The sequence below is a fragment of the Methylobacterium sp. Leaf113 genome, assembly GCF_001423325.1.
GTDB lineage: Bacteria > Pseudomonadota > Alphaproteobacteria > Rhizobiales > Beijerinckiaceae > Methylobacterium.
In genome coordinates this window covers 58,660-76,480 of sequence record NZ_LMNJ01000015.1, presented here as the reverse complement: position 1 = coordinate 76,480, position 17,821 = coordinate 58,660, and the positions used below count along the sequence as shown (strand labels likewise).

Here is a 17,821-nt window from a genome sequence, read left to right as displayed (position 1 = left end):
GTGCCGGTCATACCGTTCGCGCGCTTACGAGGGTCGGGCGGAATGGCGGGACAGAAGACCGATGCACGCGACGTGCATGTGGGACAGCGGATCGCGGAGCAGCGCAAGAAGGCTGCGTTGACCCAGAAGCGCGTCGCCCAGAGCTTCGGGATGTCCGCGGCCCAATTGCAGAAGTACGAGAAGGGCACCAACCGCATCAGTGCCATCCATCTCGACACCTTCAGCCGGATGACCGGTGTTCCGATCGCGTATTTCTTCGACGGCCTCGACCACGGGGAGACGGCGTCGGCCGGCGAGGCGAGCGGCCCCGGTTTCTCCGAGCCGGCCCAGCAGACCTATGCCTCCGAAAACCCCTGGCTGGGACTGGCCGAAATCGTGGTGCGCCACGTCAGGGCGCATTTTCCCGAGGCGGAGCGCCGCCAGTTCGCCGCTGCGCTCCAGGTCATCGACGACAAGCTTGTGGGCTGATCTATCGTCCGGTTCGTTCGCTATGGCGGATTTATCCGGTCTTTCGGCTTGACCCTCTGCGCCGTCACTGCCAGACATTCGCGCCTGAGACGTTCAGAAAAGGCGCCCCATCCGTCCGGGCGCTCAGTCCATTGGGGGCTCCATGCCGCGTTCCAACTACCTGTTCACCAGCGAGTCGGTCTCCGAAGGTCACCCGGACAAGGTCTGTGACCGGATCTCCGACACCGTCGTCGACGCCTATCTGGCGGCCATGCCGGAGGCCCGCCTCGGCGTCGAGACGCTGGCGACCACCAACCGGATCATCATCGCGGGCGAGGTGCGCGGTCCCGATTCGGTGACCTTCGATCACCTGACCGAGCTGACCCGCGAGGCGGTCAAGGACATCGGCTACGAGCAGTCGGGCTTCCACTGGAAGAACAACGACATCGCGATCCACCTGCACGCGCAGTCCGCCGACATCGCGCAGGGCGTCGACTCGTCCGGTAATAAGGACGAGGGCGCCGGCGACCAGGGCATCATGTTCGGCTACGCCTCGGACGAGACCCCCGAGCTGATGCCGGCGCCGATCTACTACGCCCATAAGATCCTCAAGGACCTCGCCGACGCCCGCAAGGGCCGGAAGGGCGATGCCGCCAAGCTCGGCCCCGATGCCAAGAGCCAGGTCACGGTCCGCTACGAGAACGGCCGCCCGGTCGGCGTCACGCAGATCGTGCTCTCGACCCAGCACGTCGACGAATCGCTCGATTCGGCCGACGTCCGCGCCATCGTCGAGCCCTACATCCTGGCGGCCCTGCCGCAGAACTGGGTCTCCGAGGAGACGGTCTGGCACGTGAACCCGACCGGCAAGTTCGTCATCGGCGGTCCCGACGGCGATGCCGGCCTGACCGGCCGCAAGATCATCGTCGACACCTACGGCGGTGCGGCCCCCCACGGCGGCGGCGCCTTCTCGGGCAAGGACCCGACGAAGGTCGACCGCTCGGCCGCCTACGCGGCCCGCTACCTTGCCAAGAACGTGGTCGCGGCCGGCCTCGCGACGCGCGCCACGATCCAGCTCGCCTACGCCATCGGTGTCGCCAAGCCGCTGTCGATCTATGTCGACCTGCACGGCACCGGGCAGGTGGACGAGGCCAAGCTCGAGGACGTGCTGATGAACGCCTTCGACCTGTCGCCCCGCGGCATCCGCACCAAGCTCGGCCTCAACAAGCCGATCTACGCCCGCACCTCCGCCTACGGCCATTTCGGACGCGCCCCTGAGGCCGATGGCGGCTTCTCGTGGGAGCGCGTCGATCTCGCCGACAGCCTCAAGTCGGCGCTGGCCTGACCCCATGACGCTGGGGCGGGATCCACACCCGCCCCAGCGAGGCGGGACCGAAGGGGAGGGCGCCGACCGCGCCTTCTACGGGCGCCGCAAGGGCAAGCGCCTGCGCGCCGGCCAGGAGCAGCGCCTGACGGAGCTGCTGCCGATGCTGCGGCTCAGCCTGCCGCCCCAAGGCGAACACCTCGATCCGCACGCGTTGTTTCCGGTGCCGACCGACGAGGTCTGGCTGGAGATCGGGTTTGGCGGCGGCGAGCACCTCGCGGCCCAGGCGTCGGCCAACCCTCGCACCGGCCTCATCGGCGCCGAGCCCTTCGTGAACGGCGTGGTCAAGCTCCTGCGCGCCGTGGATGAGGCCGATCTGCGCAACGTCCGGGTCTGGGACGAGGACGCCACGGCCCTGCTCGCGGCCCTGCCGACGGCGAGCCTGACGCGGGTCTACCTGCTCTATCCCGATCCGTGGCCGAAGCGCCGGCAGCGCAAGCGCCGCTTCGTCTCCGACGCCGCACTGGCCGAGATCGCTCGCGTGCTCAAGCCCGGGGGCATCTTCCGCTTCGCCAGCGACATCGACGACTACGCCGGCTGGACGCTGGTCCGCGCCGCGCGCTGCCCCGATCTGGCCTGGACCGCCGAAGCGGCCGGAGACTGGACCCGGCCCTGGGCCGACTGGCCCGGCACGCGCTACGAGGCCAAGGCGCTGGCCGCCGGTCGGCCGCCGAGCTATCTGGAGTTCCGCCGCGTCGCCACAGGTTCGGGCGTCGCACCGGGCGCCTGAACGAAGCCGAACCCCGGCATCCCCAAGATGTCGCACAGGACATCGTCCGACAGGCTGCAACTCTCGCGCGAAATCGACCCAGGGGATCAAAGATCCGACGCCGTCATTCGGAGGGGGGTTGTTCGTCGAATCTGGATTGCCATCTCATTCCTGCCTTATTCCATCCGATCTTCAGCGGTCTGATGGTCGACGATGGCGTGCGCGCTTGTCGGTCGGACTCGCCCGCGAGTCCGTGACACGAGGTCGGACCCCGCTGAGCGAGGATGTGGCGTGGACGACGCTTCAGATCGGCAGAAGGCTCCGGGTCTGCAGGAAGCTTCAGGCTCGCGAGAAGCTCCGGGCTTGCGAGAAGCTTCGGAACAGGCTCCGCATCGGAGTGCGGACCTGCGCGACACCGCCTTCGCACAGGCACCGATCGGCATTCTCGTCAGCGATGGCGCCGGCCTGATCCGCGACGTCAATCCTTACCTGTGCGACCTCCTGGGTTATCCGGCCGGTGCCCTCGACGGGCGCTCTCTCTCGGTCCTGGGCGCCGTGGCCCCGCGGGCCTGCATCCGGCGCTGGATGCGCGCGGACGGCACCGGTCTCGACATGCGTCTGCGGCCCTCGCCGATGCGCGACGACCGGCAGGTCTTCGTCGTCGAAGCCGTCGACCCGGACGAGGTCGTGCGGGCCGAGGAGAATCAAGCGGCCCTGACGGCAGCGGGCCTCGGCGAGTGGCGCTACGATTTCACCGACGGGCGGGTCGTCCTCTCGCGCCGCGCCGCGCACCTTCTCGGCTACACCCCCGGCATGCCGGTGTCCTGGAATGCCCTCAAGGCCACCCTCGACGTTGGCGAGGCCGCCCGCATCCGGGTCCAGGTCCGCGCCGCCCTAAAGGACGGCCAGCCCTTCGCCTTCGAATGCCGCCTGCGCCGCGCCCGCGACGGGGCCGCCGTCGACGTTGGGGTCCGGGGGCAGGCCATCCCGGCGGCCGAAGGCCATGGTCGGACCACCGCCCTCGTCGGTGTGGTCGAGGACGTCACCACCCGGGTCGAGGCCCGCAACGCCCTGCGCGACGGCGAGCAGCGCCTGCGCATCGCCACCTCCCTGGCGGCCCTGGGGATCTTCGAGTGGCACATGCTCGACGATCAGGCGATCTGGGAGAACGAGCGCATGTTCGCGATCTTCGGGCGCAGCGCCGCCGACGGCGCCCTGGGCAAGCGCGAATTTCTCGAGACCGTGCTCCACCCCGAGGACCGCCCGGCCTTTCGCGCCGCCATCACCCAGGCCCTGCGCGAGGACAGCACCCTGGCGGTCTCGGGCCGCATCCGCCGCCTCAGCGACGGGGCGTGGCGCACCCTCGACTTCGCGGGGCGCTTCGAGCGCGATGCCCCCCACCGCCTGCCGCGCCGCCTGATCGGGGTCGTCGCCGACGTGACCGAGCGCCGGCTCGCCGAGGAGCGCCAGACGCTCCTGATCCGGGAATTGCACCACCGGGTGAAGAACACCCTGGCCACCGTCCAGGCCATCGTCGGATCGACCGCCCGCACCGCTTCCAGCATCGAGAGCTTCTACGAGGCCTTCGTCGGGCGGATCATGTCGCTGGCCCATACCCATTCGGTTCTCACCGAGGACACGTGGCAGACCGCCTCCCTGCGCACTCTGCTGGCCAACGAACTCAAGCCCTATGCCGAGGGCGCCCTGACCGGAACGGATGACGGGGATGCCCGCATCCAGCTGTCCGGGCCCCCGGTCGACATGTCGTCCGAGATCGCGGTGCCGATCGGCATGGCGATCCACGAACTGACCACGAACGCGGCCAAGTACGGCGCCCTGTCCACCCGCGACGGGCGCGTCGCCATCACCTGGGCGCTGGAACCCGGCGGCCCGGCCGGGACCCTGCGCTTCTCCTGGGTCGAGAGCGGCGGCCCGCCCGTCAGCCCGCCAACCCGCCAGGGCTTCGGCTCGCGCCTGCTCCAGCGGGTGCTGACGGCCCAGGTCCGGGCGGAAGTGTCGATGGCCTACCCGGCGGAGGGCTTCGCCCTGACGATGCTCGCCCCCCTGCCTGTCCGCAACGCCGCGCTCAATCCGCTGGCCTGAGTGCCGGTCGGGGCGCCGCTCAGGCGGCGCCGCGGTTGTCGGTTTCACCGCCGGCCTCGACGAAGGCCTTGAGCTCGTCGAGGGAATCGAAGGTGTAGCGCCCGCGCGGCGTCTCCGCCTCGATCACCCCGTTGGCGTACATGACGTAGGTGTTCCCGCCCGACTTGTAGGTGCCCACGACCGGATGGTCCGGCTCGGGGACGGGCTCGGCCTCGTCGGTCGGAACCGCCGCAGTCTCTGAAGCGCTCGCAGGGGCGCTCTCCCGGACGCTCTCCGGAGCAGGCTCCTCGGCCGGAATCTCCACGAACGGCACCGTTTCGATCGGGGCGGCGGGCGGGGGCGTCGCCGCCGCTGCGTCCGGCTCGATCTCCGTGAACGGGGTTTCCGCCTGGGGCGGTTGCGGGAGCAAAGTGTCCGGGGGCGAGGCTCCTTCGACCAAGGCTGTCCCGTGCCGGGCTTCGTCGTGCCGGGCTTCGTCGTGCCGGGCTTCGTCGTGCTGGGCTTCGTTGTGCGGGGCATCCTCGTGCGGGGCTTCTTCGAGGGGCATGCCGGGGCGGAGGGTGTCCCTCAACGGAGCCGCGAAGAGGTCGTGGTCCGAGGCGGAGGCGCCGTCCGGCCGCGCGTCCTCGGGCAGATGGTTCGGCAGCAGCGGTTCGACCGCACGCGGCTGCGGCTGCGAGGGCGGGTCGGGATCGAAGAAGGTCGGTTCGAGGCCGTGACGGCCGGTGGTCCCAAGCCCTGCGCTTGATCCAAGCCCCGCGCCTGATCCAAGCCCTGCGCCTGCGCCGAGCCCTGCCCCGGCGCCAAATCCTGCGCCCAGGCTGGCAGCCGTGGCGGCTAGGCTCGGGCGGCCGCGGGCACCTACGCCCGGCTCCATCCCCCCGGTGAAGCTGTCCGGGTCGGTCGCCGCCGTCGGCGGCTCCGGAGGCGCGGTCTCCGGCGCGCGGGTGGCCGCCATCGTCCGTTCCAGCCCGCGCAGGCGGCCGGCGACGACGGCGAGGCCGAGCAGCACGGCTCCGGCCGAAGCCGTGGTGGCGCCCGCGATGGTCATGGCGAGACCGCTCTCGAGCCGAACGTAGGGGAATCCCTGGATGACCGATACGATGCCTCCGACGATCATGACGGCGGCCAGCGCGAACAGCGCGATGCTCATGGACTTCTCGACAAACGCCTGCATCTTACAGATGCGGCGCGCACACTAAAGGCCTGACCGGCATTTGCAAAACGCCGAATGGCGCGGCGGGCGCCTCCGCGCACGTGGCGCGCGGTCAAGATGATCGACCGGATCGGGCTCCGACCGGGAATGGGGCCGGCCCCGGAAGGGCATCGACTTCACCCGGGCATCGACTTACGTAACGACGCGTTGGTGCGAAGATCGCGCGCGGGTCGCGCGCCTGATCGTGTCCGATGACTCACGAGCCGGAGAGTTGCCCATGACCTTCACCCTGCCCGAACTGCCTTACGCCTACGACGCGCTCGGCCCCTACATGTCGAAGGAAACCCTCGAGTTTCACCACGACAAGCATCACAAGGCCTATGTCGACACCGGCAACAAGCTGCTCGAGGGCACGGGCCTGGAAGGCAAGAGCGTCGAGGAGGTCCTGACTTCCGCCTACGGCAACAACCAGCCGCTCTTCAACAATGCCGGCCAGCACTACAACCACATTCATTTCTGGCAGTGGATGAAGCCCAATGGCGGCGGCGCCGCTCCGGGTGCGCTCGCCAAGAAGATCGACGAGGATCTCGGCGGCTTCGAGAAGTTCAAGGCCGACTTCATCCAGGCCGGCGTCGGCCAGTTCGGCTCCGGCTGGGCCTGGCTCGCGGTTAAGGACGGCAAGCTCGCCATCATGAAGACCCCCAACGGCGAGAACCCGCTCGTGCACGGCGCCAAGCCGATCCTCGGCGTCGACGTCTGGGAGCACTCCTACTACATCGACTACCGCAACCGTCGTCCCGACTACCTCAAGGCGTTCATCGAGAACCTGGTGAACTGGGAGCACGTCGAGAAGATGTACGGCGAGGCCACCGCGTAAGGCCGAAGGCCAGGACGTTCGCGCCGCGAGTCGTCCGACTCGCGGCGTTGCCACACCGACCCCTCCCGAGACCGGCGGCGCCCGTCTCGACGAGATCCGATCGATCAAGTCGGGTCCTTCTTTCTCAGAGATCTATCCAGCCCGCACCTCACCCTCCCCCCTCTGCGGGGGAGGGTGACCCGCGAATGCGGGTCGGGAGAGGGGAGCGCCGCCCTATTCGAAGAGGTCGCGCTGCCCCTCTCCCGCCTGCTCCGCAGGCACTCTCCCCCGCGGCGGGGGGAGGGTGCGCGATGTCCGTCGAGTGAGACCCATGATCCGCAGCATCCTCTCCGTCGGTGGCTGGACGCTGGTCTCCCGCATCACCGGTTTCGCCCGCGACGTGGTGATGGCCGCGATTCTCGGCGCCGGGCCGGTGGCCGACGCGTTCGTGGTGGCGTTCCGCCTGCCGAACCATTTCCGGGCGATCTTCGGCGAGGGTGCCTTCAACACCGCCTTCGTGCCGAGCTACGCCAGCCTGTCGGAGAGCGAGAAGGCCGACCCGGCGGGGAGCGCGGCCCGGCGCTTCGCCGACCGCATCTTCACCCTGATGCTGTTGGTGCAGATCGGCTTCCTGGCCCTGGCGATGCCGGCGATGCCCTGGGTGGTCCGGGCCCTGGCGCCCGGCTTCTCCGAGGACCCGGAGCGCTTCGCGCTCGCCGTCTCGCTGACCCGGATCACCTTTCCGTACCTGCTGTTCATGACGCTGGTGACCCTGTTCTCCGGCCTCCTCAACGCGCATCGGCGCTTCGCCGTGGCGGCCGGGGCGCCGGTCCTCCTGAACCTGTCGATGCTGGCCGCCCTGGCCTCCGCATCGCTGTTTCCGAACGCCGCCTACGCCGCCGCCTGGGGCGTGACGGTGTCGGGCGTCCTGCAATTCGCCCTGGTGTGGTGGGATTGCCGGCGCGCCGGCATCGCCCCGGCCCTGGCCGCGCCGACCCTGCGCGACCCGGCCATGCGGCGCTTCTTCACGGTGCTGGGTCCGGCGGTGATCGGCTCGGCCGGATTCCAGATCTCGTCCTTCGCCGACACCATCATCGCCAGTCTGCTGCCCACCGGCGCGGTCTCGGCCCTGTACTACGCCGACCGGCTCTACCAGCTGCCCTTCGGGGTCATCGCCATCGCGGCCGGCACCGTGCTGCTGCCCGAGATGAGCCGGCGCATCGCGGCCGGCGACGTCGCCGGGGCGCACGCGGCGCAGAACCGGGCGGCGGGCTTTTCCCTCGCCCTCTCGGCGCCCTTCACGGTGGCGTTCCTCACCCTGCCGGCCCTGATCATGACGGCCCTGTTCCAGCGCGGCGCCTTCGGGGCGGAGGATGCCGCGCGGGCGGCCTCGGTGCTGGCCGCCTACGGGCTCGCCCTGCCGGCCGTGGTGCTCCTGCGCAGCGCGCTCGCCAGCTTCTATGCCCGGCAGGACACGATGACCCCGCTCATCGCTTCGCTGACCGCCATCGCGGTCAACGTGGCCTTGAAGGTGGTGCTCACCGGCCCCTACGGCGTCACCGGTCTCGCGCTCGCCACCGCCATCGGCCAGTGGATCAATCTCGGCCTCCTGGTGGTGCTCGCCTGGCGGCGCGGCTGGATGGCACCGGGCCGGACGCTGGGCGTCACCATCCTGGGCGTGACCGTGGCCTGCGCCGCGCTGGCCGCCACCGCCTCTTATGGCCTGCCGCTCGCCGAATCCGTGGTGCCGGCCCTGCCGCGCCTGCGCGAGATCGCGGTGCTCTGCGTGCTGGGGCTCGCCGGAACGCTGGTCTATGCGGGAGTGTTGTTGGCGACGCTGCGCGTGTGCGGGGTTCGCCTGCGGCGCGCCTGAGGAGGCCGCATGGCAGAAGAAGCATCCCCGCGCGTCGCCGTCTTCGACGCCTACGGCACCCTGTTCGACGTGCACGCGGCGGTGTCGCGCCATGCCGGGGCGATCGGCCCGGATGCCGCCGCCCTGTCCGAGACCTGGCGCGCCAAGCAGCTCGAATATTCCTGGGTGTTCGGCCTGATGCAGCGGCCGGTTCCGTTCTGGAGCCTGACCGAGCGGGCGCTCGACCATGCGCTGGCGACGTATCCCGACGTCGATCGGGCTTTGCGGCCCGCCCTGCTCGATGCCTATCGCGATCTCGCTGCCTATCCGGAGGTGCCCGGCACGCTCCGGGCCCTGCGGGCGGCGGGCTGGCGCACCGCGATCCTGTCCAACGGCGACGCCGCGATGCTGGAGCGCGCCGTCGCCTCGGCGGGGCTCGCCGACCATCTCGACGCGGTGCTCTCGGTCGAGTCGGCCCGGACCTTCAAGACCGCCCCCGCGGCCTACCGCATCGCCACGACGCATTTCGGCGTCCCGCCCGAGGCCGTGCTGTTCGGCTCCTCCAACCGCTGGGACGTGGCGGGGGCGGCCGCCTTCGGCTTCCGGCCCGTCTGGGTCAACCGCAAGGGGGTGCCGGACGAGTACCCGGATTTCCCACCCGAGCGTGTGGTTCGCAGCCTCGACGCCCTGCTCTGAACCGGGGCCGATTGCGCCCTGGCGTCAGGATCGTCCGAGAGCGGCCTCGATCAGCCTGACGCCGTCGGGGCTGTCCCACTCCGCCGGTCCCTTCATCACCCCGAGGGTGCAGCCGCGTCCGTCGACCAGCAGGGTGGTCGGCAGGCCGAGGGAGCCGGTGGCCTTCTGCAGGGCCGGCAGCACCCGCCCGGCCGGATCGGCGTAGTAGGCGAGCTGCCGGATGCCGTTCTGCTTGAGCCAGGCCGGCGGCGCGTCGAGGTTGCGGGTGTCGACATTGATCGCCACCACGCTGAAATCCGGACCGCCGAGCTTGCCTTGAAGCCGGTCGAGGGCCGGCATCTCGGCCTTGCAGGGCGCGCACCAGGTCGCCCACAGGTTCACCAGGCGCAGGGCCTTCACGTCGTCGAGGGTGGCGTCGGCCCCGTCCGGCCCCTTGAAGGCGAGGGCGGGGGCCGGCACCGGCCGGGGCGCGACCGCGAACGCGGCGACCTCGCCCCGGGCCAGCGGCGCGATCCGGGCCGCCGTCGCGGATGCGTCGGCGCACGGGGTTGCGGAAAGGTCAGCGGAGTTGCCGCCGGTCGAGCCCGTCCCGTATACGGCAAGCCATCCGCCGAGGATGGCGACGAGGGCGGCTCCGCCGGCGACCATCGCCCGGGTGCCGGGCATCATCGTTGCTTGCCCGAATGGCGTTGCTTGCCCGGATGGACGGGCCGAAGGGCTGGAAGGGTCAGTGAGAGCATGAGCAACCGGATGTGGGGCGGGCGCTTCGCGAGCGGCCCCGCCGAGATCATGGAGGAGATCAACGCCTCCATCGGGTTCGACAAGCGCCTCGCGCCCCAGGACATCCGTGGCTCGCTGGCGCATGTGGCGATGCTGGGACAGGCGGGAATCCTCCCCCCCGCCGATGTGGCTGCGATCGAGGACGGTCTCAAGGCCGTGCGCGACGAAATCGAGGCGGGGGGCTTCGTGTTCAAGCGCGAACTCGAGGACATCCACATGTCCGTCGAGAGCCGGCTGACCGAGATCGTCGGCCCGGCGGCCGGGCGCCTGCACACGGCGCGCTCGCGCAACGATCAGGTCGCCACCGACATGAAGCTGTGGGTGCGCGACACCCTGGACAGCCTGGACGCCCAGGCCGCCGGCCTGCAGAAGGCCTTGGCCGAGAAGGCGCAGGCCCATGCCGCCACGGTGATGCCGGGCTTCACCCACCTGCAATCGGCCCAGCCCGTCACCTTCGGCCACCATTGCCTCGCCTATGTCGAGATGCTGGCCCGCGACCGCGGCCGGTTCCGCGATGCCCGCGCCCGCCTGAACGAGTGCCCGCTGGGTGCTGCGGCGCTGGCCGGCACCTCGTTCCCCATCGACCGGCATGCCACCGCCGCCGCGCTGGGCTTCGACCGGCCGACGGCGAACTCCCTCGATTCCGTCGCCGACCGCGACTTCGCCCTGGAATCGCTCTCCGCCGCGGCGATCTGCGCCGTTCACCTGTCGCGCTTCGCCGAGGAGCTGGTGGTCTGGACCTCGGCCCAGTTCAACTTCGTCCGGCTGTCCGATGGGTACACCACCGGCTCGTCGATCATGCCGCAGAAGCGCAACCCGGACGCGGCCGAGCTGGTGCGGGCCAAGTCCGGCCGCGTCATCGGTGCGCTCACGGGACTGCTGATCGTGATGAAGGGACTGCCGCTCGCCTATTCGAAGGACATGCAGGAGGACAAGGAGGGCACCTTCGACGCGCTCCAGGCCCTCTCGCTGTGCCTGGCCGCCATGACCGGCATGGTGCGCGACCTCGAACCGAATGCCGCGGTGCTCGCCCGCGCCGCCGGCTCCGGCTACGCCACCGCGACCGACCTCGCCGACTGGCTGGTGCGGGAACTCGGCTTGCCGTTCCGCGAAGCGCACCACGTCACGGGCCGCCTCGTCGGCACGGCCTCCGCCCGCAATGTCGGCCTGGAAGACCTGTCGCTGGCCGAGATGCAGTCCGCCGAGCCCCGCATCACCGAGGCGGTCTACGCGGTGCTGGGCGTCGAGAACTCGGTCTCGAGCCGGACCAGCTACGGCGGCACCGCCCCCGACAACGTGCGCGCCCAGGCCGCACGCTGGATCGCGGCCCTCGCGGACGCATAGGCCGAAAGAACCGGCCTCGGGGCAGGTGCGTTCACGGCTTAGCTATGTGATGCTGTGTAAGACCTGACCCGAGCCCTTCGGAGATCTTTCCATGACCCCTGAAAGCGCGATTGCGCCGGATGATGTCCCGGCCCTCGCGGCCGATGCCACGGCCCTGATCGACGTGGCCCTGAGCCGGCTGCCCGAGGCCGACCGGGCCGCCTTCTGGGCCTCGGTGCGCAAGTGCTACAACACGCCCTACAACGACCCGAAGCCCCGGGCGCTGCCGCGGGTCCAGGTACCGGTCCAAGGACCGGTCCAAGGACCAGTCCAGGTATCGGTCCAAAGACCGGTCCAAGTACCGGTCCCGGTGCCGGTCCAAGGGGAGGCTCAGGCCGTCGCGCCCGTCGCCGAACCGGCTCGCACCACGGTCTCGAGCCTCGCGGCAGCCGTGATGGCGACGCTGCCGAGCGCTTTTCCGAGTGCCGTGCCGGCGGAGCCGCACGCCGCCTGACGCGTGCCGGCGGCGCCCCGGAGCGGGGGCGGCGCCATCGTCCTGTTTCCTGAAGTCCGCGTGCCTTCGCGCCGCAAGTCCGGACGCGTGGGCGGGGCCTCCCGGCCCGGCACCGTCCCGAAGGGTCCTCCATGCTTCCAGTTCTGCGGCGCGGTCTCCGGCTCGGGGCCGTCACGATCGTCCTGGCCGGTCCGGTCTCCCTCCTGCCGATGCCGGCCGTGCCCGGCGCGCTTCTCGGCGCGGCGCAGGTTTTGGCGCAGGATGCCGCGCCCGAGGCGTCCGAAGCGCCCAGCCGGAAGCGCGGCCGGCGCGGGCGCGAGAAGGCCCCCCTGACGGCGCCGGGCATGCAGCAGGCCACGCCGGTCGCGATCTTCGGCGACTGGAACGTCTTCGCCAACGGCCAGGGCAAGACCCGCGTCTGCTACGCCATCGCCCAGCCGCAGACGCGTTCGCCCAAGACCCTGAAGCGCGACACGGCCTATCTCTTCGTGACCGTGCGCAAAGCCGAGAACGTGGCCAACGAGGTCGCGGTGATGCTGGGCTTCCCCGCCAAGCCTGCCAGCAGCCAGGCCAAGGCCAATGCGGGGCCGGCGCCCACCGACCCGACCCTGATCCTCGGCGCCACCCGCTACGGCCTCGTCACCAAGGACAACAACGCCTGGCTCCAGAACCCGGCGGAGGAGACCCGCGTGGTCACCGAGATGACGCGCACGGCCAAGCTCCAGATCAAGACCACCTCGATGCGGGGCAATCCCACCCAGGACGATTACGCCCTGGCGGGCTTCGCCGAGGCGATGAAGCGCGCCCGCGACGAGTGCAAGTAGACAGACGAGCCGCAGGTCTGCGAGCCGCAGGTCTCCAGGCTACAGGTCTCCAGGCGCGCAGCAAGCAGGCGGGTCTACGCCCGCGTTGCGGCGTCTCCCGCCTGGGCCGCTTCGTCCCGGATCGATGACAAGGTGAGATGGGCCGGCGCGCCGTCGCCGGTCAGGTCGAGCCGGTCGGCGCCCGTGGCCAGCAGCAGGGACAGCGCCTCGCGCACCGAGGCGCCCTTGTCGAGGGCGGGCGCGCCCGGGGCGGCACCGGGGCGCGCCAGGGTGCCGGCGGGGATCAGGGCGAGGCGGCGCAGCGCCCGGTCCTGACCGGTGAAGCCGGCCACGAAGGCATCGGCCGGTGCGGCGAGGAGGCGCTCCGGGGTGTCGGCCTGGACGATCCGGCCGGCGCGCATCAGCACCACCCGGTCGCCCATCCGCATCGCCTCGTCGATGTCGTGGGTAACGAGGAGCACGGTCTTGCCGAGGCGCCGCAGGATGGCGCCGATCTCACCCTGGAGCCGGTCGCGGGCGACGGGGTCCACGGCCCCGAAGGGCTCGTCCATGAGGAGGACCGGCGGATCGGCCGCGAGCGCCCGGGCGACGCCGACGCGCTGGCGCTGGCCGCCGGAGAGCTCGTGCGGGCGCCGCCGGCGATACTCGGCCGGGTCGAGTCCCACGAGATCGAGCATGGCATCGACCCGCTCGGCGATCCGGGAGCGGGGCCAGCCGAGCAGGCCCGGCACGGTGGCGATGTTGTCGGCGACGCTGCGATGGGGAAACAGGCCGACGCCCTGGAGCACGTAGCCGATGCGTCGGCGCAGGGCGACCGGATCGCCCTGCATCACGTCCACGCCCGCGACGAGGACCCGGCCCGCATCCGGCTCCACCAGCCGGTTGACCATGCGCAGAGTGGTGGATTTCCCGCAGCCCGAGGGGCCGATCAGGGCGCAGACGCTGCCTTCGGCGACCGCGAGGTCGAGATTGTCCACGGCGGGGCGCCCGGCATCCGGGAACCGCTTGCTGACGCCCTCCAGGCGGATCACGGCACGGTTCCGACGTGACGCACGCCGGTCTGCGGCTCAGCAGCCCTTGCAGATCGAGCCCATGGTGGTGCGCATCTTGTTGTCCCAGGCCTTGTCGCGGGCCGCCGAGGCGCGCTGGGCCTTCACCATGTCGGCCTCGGTGGAGGCGCGGGTGTAGGGAGCGCCGCCCCGGTCGCCGCCGCTCGGCGGCTTGGTCACGCCCGATGCCGTGATGTTCCGTGGAACGGGCGCGCCCGGCGCGGGCTGGGCCAGCACCGGAGCGGCACCGAGGAGAACGGCGAGGGTCGAAACGACAAGGATGCGGGACATGAGGGCAGACGATCCCCGACAGATTTCAGCGCATGGAGCCGAAGGACGGATCGGTCCGCAGGCCTGACGGCCTGGCGATCCGCCACTCGCTTCGTTCTGATCCCTACGATGGACAGCGCTTGAAAATATGGCGCCTTGACCATGCCGGACCCCGCCGGAGCCCTGATCAGGTGCGAAATGGCACCCCTGGGCGGCTTTCGTCGGTCAGGCAGTGCCGTCACGGACCGCTGAGAAACCCGATCCGCTGGCGGGCCGGCTGGCCGAGCCAGAGCAGGACGGCCCCGATCACCAGTCCGACCAGGGCGGCGGGCGCCAGGGTGAGCGGCAGAACCAGGATCTTCCACAACCAGGGGGCGACGCCCTCGACCGTGCCCTGCAGGGCGCTCGCCCGGTCCTTGAACAGGGTGAAGGCGAGGTCGCTGACGCTGGTGACGCGCACGGCGTCGTTCGCGATGGAGCGCGCGCCGTCATAGACGAGGCAGACGAAGCCCGCCGCGAGGAAGACGAGGCCGAGGAAGCGGCTGAGGAAACGGACCATCGCACCCGATCGCACCGCCGGCATCCGGGCCGGCCCCGGAGGCTGAGTAGGAGGGCACGTCGCGGTGCGCAAGCCACCGTCGTCCGAGCGGCGGGCGCTGCGGTTTGCGCGGGATCGCGATCGCGCCATATGCGGGCACGGGGCCGCGCGGCGCGGGGCCCATCCGCAGCCCGAGACCCGATCGAAGCCCATGCGCGACGCCTCCCCCCTCCTCGATCCGGTGCCCGCCCCCGGCGAGACCGCACCCGCCCTCGCGCTGGTGATCTTCGATTGCGACGGCGTCCTCGTCGACAGCGAGCCGATCAGCCTCGGGCGCCTGACTGCCGGTCTCAACCGCATCGGCGTGCCCATCGACGTCGAGACCGTCCGGGCGCGCTTCGCCGGCACCTCGATGGTTTCCATCATGGGCCACATCGCCCGCGATTACGGAGTCACGGCGCCGGAAGGCTTCGTCGAGGCGGTGAAGGAGGATACCCTGCGGGCTTTCGACACCGAGCTGCGCGCCGTGGCGGGCGTCGCGGCGGCAGTGGCCGAACTCGGCCTGCCGTCCTGCGTCGCTTCGAGCAGCGACCCCGTGCGCCTGCGCCACTCCCTCGGGCTCACCGGCCTGCTGCCCCTGTTCGAGGGGCGGATCTTCTCCTCGACCCTGGTGGCGCGGGGCAAGCCGGCCCCCGATCTGTTCCTCCACGCCGCCGCCGCCATGGGCGTCGCCCCGGAGGCCTGCCTGGTGATCGAGGACAGCGTTCCGGGCGTCACCGCCGCCCGCGCCGCCGGCATGCGCGTCGTCGGCTTCAGTGGCGGCGGTCACTGGAGCCACGATCCGTCGGCGGCCGACCTGACCCGGGCCGGCGCCGCCCGGATCTTTCGCGACTATCAGGACCTTGCCGCCATCATCGCGGCCGCCTGACGCCTCCGGCGCGCGGAGTGCGGGCGCGCCGCGAAAGAAGCACGCGCCCCGCGCGTCGAGCGGGGCCGTTTGTGCCACGTTTCGCCCTGCATTCGAAAGATCGATCCGTTGACGAAAGCTCGCCGGATGAGCATCTTGAAGACGTTCGGTGGCCCCCAATCGGGTCGCCGGGCCGCGGTGATTTGAAGTGTGTAGCTTGCGCCGCGTCATCAAACGCTAAAGCACCGCGATGCGCGCGCGCCTCGTGGTCCTTCTTAACAAGGATGACTTGCCGTGACTGTCTGCACTGCGCTCCGATCTCCACAGAACGCCCGGTTCCAACGCGGTTGTTGTCGACGCTGACCTCTCCGTCGCGTCCCACGATCCTGTCTCTGCCGGCCCAAAGCCGGCCACCGGAGTTCCCGTCATGCCGCATGCCCAGACCGACGCCGATCGGGCGTTGAACCGCCTGCACGCCACGCCCGCTTTCCCGGACCACCGGGCGGACCGCGCCCGCAACCGCCTCCATGCCGAGCCGACCCGCATCATCGAGATCGGCGAGGTCACCGCCGGCATCGCCGTGCCGGAGCCGGGCGGGGTCCGCTTCTTCGCATCGAGCCGCGACTTCGCGCCCCTCGAGGGCACGGTGTTCCGCAGCGTCGAGCAGGCCGCCCGGGCCGCCCGCGACCGCTTCCGCAGCCAGACCCGCCCGCGGGCCGGCGCCCTCGGGGAACGCCTGCGGGCGGTGTAAGCGGGCGACCCGGGCGCATCGCGACACCGGGGGGCGGCGTCAGACCGGCCAGGCCGCATCCCGGTAGGCGCCGTCCCAGAACAGGTATTCGAGCCGGGTGGCCTGGCGGTAGGCCCGGTGCATCCGCACCCGGACGTCCGGCGAGGCGCCGCGGGCCGCCGCGTCGGTGGCGGCGATCATGGCGGCGACGGCCTCGGCGAAATCCTCGCCCGCATAGGTGTCGATCCAGGCCCGGTACGGGTTGTCGGCGCCAGCCCGCGCAACGATGTCCCGGCCGATCTCGGCATAGATCCAGAAGCACGGCAGCAGGGCGCCGAGCACCACCTCGTAAGGCTCCGCGTAGGCGATGGCGAGGAGGTACGACACGTAGTGATCGCAGGGTGGCGAGAGCGGTGTCTCAGCGAAGGTCGTGGCGTCGATGCCGTAATCGCGGAAGAAGCCGCCGTGCAGCGAGCGCTCCACCACGATCGCAGTCTCGGCCGCGCGGGCGAACTGCACCATCCGGTCCGGGTCCGGCGCCTTGGCGGCGGCGAGGGCCAGCGCCCGGCCGAAGCCCACGAGGTAATGTGCATCCTGCACGATGTAGTGGATGAAGCGCGCGCGGGTGAGGGTGCCGGCGGCGAGTTCGGCGTTGAACGGCATGGTGCGGATGGTCTCGTAGGCCTCCGCGTTGCGCGCCCAGGCCTCTGCTGAGAACGCCTCGCCCGATCCAGCGTCTGTCGAGACGGCCCTCGTCATACCCGGCTCTCCGGCTCGAAGGACAGGGTGACGCCGTGGCGGGCGCGCTGGCCCGGGGCCAGCATCCGCTGCGAATCCCGCCGCGTGAGGTCGCCGGCGAAGCCCGCCCAGTCGGCATGGCCGGTCCAGCATTCGAGCGAGAGGAACGGGGCCGTCGGCTTGGTCCAGACCGCCAGATGGGGAAAGTCCGAGACCGCCAGACGGATCGCCGCGCCGTCGGGCCCGGTGAAGCGCATCCAGGCGCTCGCCGCATCCCGGAACACCAGGGCCTCGGTGAAGAGGGCCGGATCGAGGGGCAGAGTGTCGCCGTCGAGCGGGACCGGCCGCTCCGCGCGCAGGAGCAGGCCGCCGTCCCCCACCTCCGGCACGAACGGACGTTCCGGGTGTTCGAACCGGACCGCGTAGCCGCCGCCCGCCGCGCGGGTGCCGCCGGCGAAGGGCCACGGGAAGGCCGGGTGGAAGCCGAGGCCGTAGGGCAGGGGTACCGTGTCGGTGTTCTCGATCCAGATCTCGAAGTCGAGCAGGCCGGGGCCGACCCGGGCGGTGATGTCGAGGCGGAAGGCGTAAGGGAAATGCGCGCGGGTCTCGGCGCTGTCGGTCAGGCGCAGGTCGACGCTGTCGGCGGCCCGCTCGATCACCTTGAAGGGCAGGTCGCGGGCAAAGCCGTGCTGCGGCATCGGGTAGGCCTGGTCGCCCACCTGCACGGTGCCGCCCGAGGAGGCGCCGACCACCGGGAACAGCCACGGCGCGTGGCGATTCCAGTGCTGCGGATCGCCGCTCCAGAGGTATTCGCGTCCCGCCACCTGCCAGGACACGGGCTCGGCGCCATCGACGTCGATGACCGCCTGCGTGCCGTCGCCGGCGCTGATCGTAATCCGTTCGCCCATCTCGCGTCCTGTCGTCCGGCTGGCCGCTCCCCAGATGGGG

At 71.0% G+C, this 17,821-nt stretch carries 19 protein-coding genes; 12 read left to right on the top strand and 7 right to left on the bottom strand.

The window, feature by feature from the left end; genetic code table 11:
* Nucleotides 1-42 precede the first annotated feature (42 nt).
* From ASF60_RS12105 to ASF60_RS12090, 4 genes are all read left to right on the top strand, one after another.
* Complete coding sequence (locus tag ASF60_RS12105) at nt 43-468, top strand: helix-turn-helix domain-containing protein (protein ID WP_056184775.1); 426 nt, start codon at nt 43-45, stop codon at nt 466-468.
* A 142-nt stretch (nt 469-610) separates the two neighbouring features.
* Complete coding sequence (gene metK, locus ASF60_RS12100; protein WP_056184774.1) at nt 611-1,789, top strand: methionine adenosyltransferase; 1,179 nt, start codon at nt 611-613, stop codon at nt 1,787-1,789.
* A 4-nt stretch (nt 1,790-1,793) separates the two neighbouring features.
* Nucleotides 1,794-2,558, top strand: coding sequence for a tRNA (guanine(46)-N(7))-methyltransferase TrmB (trmB, locus tag ASF60_RS12095; protein WP_082507911.1), 765 nt, complete (start codon nt 1,794-1,796; stop codon nt 2,556-2,558).
* A 342-nt stretch (nt 2,559-2,900) separates the two neighbouring features.
* Nucleotides 2,901-4,640 (top strand): sensor histidine kinase, encoded by a 1,740-nt coding sequence (locus ASF60_RS12090; protein WP_056184772.1) that lies wholly within the window; start codon nt 2,901-2,903, stop codon nt 4,638-4,640.
* A 19-nt stretch (nt 4,641-4,659) separates the two neighbouring features.
* On the opposite strand, the gene ASF60_RS25150 is transcribed toward ASF60_RS12090, so the two are convergent.
* Nucleotides 4,660-5,793 carry a hypothetical protein gene (locus ASF60_RS25150; RefSeq protein ID WP_056184770.1) on the bottom strand — a complete coding sequence of 378 codons (1,134 nt, stop codon included), beginning with the start codon at nt 5,791-5,793 and terminating at the stop codon, nt 4,660-4,662.
* Between the two features lie 280 nt (nt 5,794-6,073).
* Between ASF60_RS25150 and ASF60_RS12080 the strand changes: the two genes are divergently transcribed.
* The 3 genes from ASF60_RS12080 to ASF60_RS12070 all read left to right on the top strand — a co-directional run bounded on the left by ASF60_RS12080 (nt 6,074) and on the right by ASF60_RS12070 (nt 9,200).
* On the top strand, nt 6,074-6,673 hold the full coding sequence (locus tag ASF60_RS12080; protein ID WP_055946939.1) for a superoxide dismutase: 600 nt from the start codon (nt 6,074-6,076) through the stop codon (nt 6,671-6,673).
* 310 nt (nt 6,674-6,983) lie between these two features.
* A complete protein-coding gene (gene murJ / locus ASF60_RS12075; protein WP_056184768.1) occupies nt 6,984-8,525 on the top strand; it encodes a murein biosynthesis integral membrane protein MurJ in 1,542 nt (513 codons plus the stop codon).
* 9 nt (nt 8,526-8,534) lie between these two features.
* A complete protein-coding gene (locus tag ASF60_RS12070) occupies nt 8,535-9,200 on the top strand; it encodes a haloacid dehalogenase type II (RefSeq protein WP_056184766.1) in 666 nt (221 codons plus the stop codon).
* 24 nt (nt 9,201-9,224) lie between these two features.
* Here the strand turns inward: ASF60_RS12070 and tlpA are convergent, their stop codons facing one another.
* A complete protein-coding gene (tlpA, locus tag ASF60_RS12065; protein ID WP_056184761.1) occupies nt 9,225-9,866 on the bottom strand; it encodes a thiol:disulfide interchange protein TlpA in 642 nt (213 codons plus the stop codon).
* A gap of 72 nt (nt 9,867-9,938) precedes the next feature.
* Between tlpA and argH the strand changes: the two genes are divergently transcribed.
* The 3 genes from argH to ASF60_RS12050 all read left to right on the top strand — a co-directional run bounded on the left by argH (nt 9,939) and on the right by ASF60_RS12050 (nt 12,641).
* Entirely contained in the window at nt 9,939-11,324 is a 1,386-nt protein-coding gene (gene argH / locus ASF60_RS12060) for an argininosuccinate lyase (protein WP_056184759.1), read from the top strand.
* A 91-nt stretch (nt 11,325-11,415) separates the two neighbouring features.
* Nucleotides 11,416-11,817 carry a hypothetical protein gene (locus tag ASF60_RS12055; RefSeq protein ID WP_056184756.1) on the top strand — a complete coding sequence of 134 codons (402 nt, stop codon included), beginning with the start codon at nt 11,416-11,418 and terminating at the stop codon, nt 11,815-11,817.
* 131 nt (nt 11,818-11,948) lie between these two features.
* Nucleotides 11,949-12,641 carry an invasion associated locus b family protein gene (locus ASF60_RS12050; protein ID WP_200935814.1) on the top strand — a complete coding sequence of 231 codons (693 nt, stop codon included), beginning with the start codon at nt 11,949-11,951 and terminating at the stop codon, nt 12,639-12,641.
* 74 nt (nt 12,642-12,715) lie between these two features.
* On the opposite strand, the gene ASF60_RS12045 is transcribed toward ASF60_RS12050, so the two are convergent.
* The 3 genes from ASF60_RS12045 to ASF60_RS12035 form a co-directional block, all read right to left on the bottom strand.
* A complete protein-coding gene (locus ASF60_RS12045; protein WP_056184755.1) occupies nt 12,716-13,672 on the bottom strand; it encodes an ABC transporter ATP-binding protein in 957 nt (318 codons plus the stop codon).
* Nucleotides 13,673-13,708: 36 nt separating this feature from the next.
* Nucleotides 13,709-13,981: a hypothetical protein gene (locus ASF60_RS12040; RefSeq protein WP_056184753.1), complete on the bottom strand. Its 273-nt coding sequence runs from the start codon at nt 13,979-13,981 to the stop codon at nt 13,709-13,711.
* 217 nt (nt 13,982-14,198) lie between these two features.
* Nucleotides 14,199-14,519, bottom strand: a complete 321-nt coding sequence (locus tag ASF60_RS12035; RefSeq protein WP_056184751.1) for a hypothetical protein — start codon at nt 14,517-14,519, stop codon at nt 14,199-14,201.
* A 190-nt stretch (nt 14,520-14,709) separates the two neighbouring features.
* On the opposite strand from ASF60_RS12035, the gene ASF60_RS12030 reads away from it, so the two are divergent.
* Both ASF60_RS12030 and ASF60_RS25640 read left to right on the top strand, forming a co-directional pair.
* Nucleotides 14,710-15,426, top strand: coding sequence for an HAD family hydrolase (locus ASF60_RS12030; RefSeq protein ID WP_056184749.1), 717 nt, complete (start codon nt 14,710-14,712; stop codon nt 15,424-15,426).
* A gap of 406 nt (nt 15,427-15,832) precedes the next feature.
* Nucleotides 15,833-16,156, top strand: coding sequence for a hypothetical protein (locus tag ASF60_RS25640; RefSeq protein ID WP_244476809.1), 324 nt, complete (start codon nt 15,833-15,835; stop codon nt 16,154-16,156).
* A 39-nt stretch (nt 16,157-16,195) separates the two neighbouring features.
* On the opposite strand, the gene ASF60_RS12020 is transcribed toward ASF60_RS25640, so the two are convergent.
* Nucleotides 16,196-16,894, bottom strand: a complete 699-nt coding sequence (locus tag ASF60_RS12020; RefSeq protein ID WP_056184747.1) for a TenA family protein — start codon at nt 16,892-16,894, stop codon at nt 16,196-16,198.
* Nucleotides 16,891-17,781, bottom strand: coding sequence for an aldose 1-epimerase family protein (locus ASF60_RS12015; RefSeq protein ID WP_056184745.1), 891 nt, complete (start codon nt 17,779-17,781; stop codon nt 16,891-16,893). The genes ASF60_RS12020 and ASF60_RS12015 overlap by 4 nt, the downstream gene beginning before the upstream one ends.
* Nucleotides 17,782-17,821: the final 40 nt, after the last annotated feature.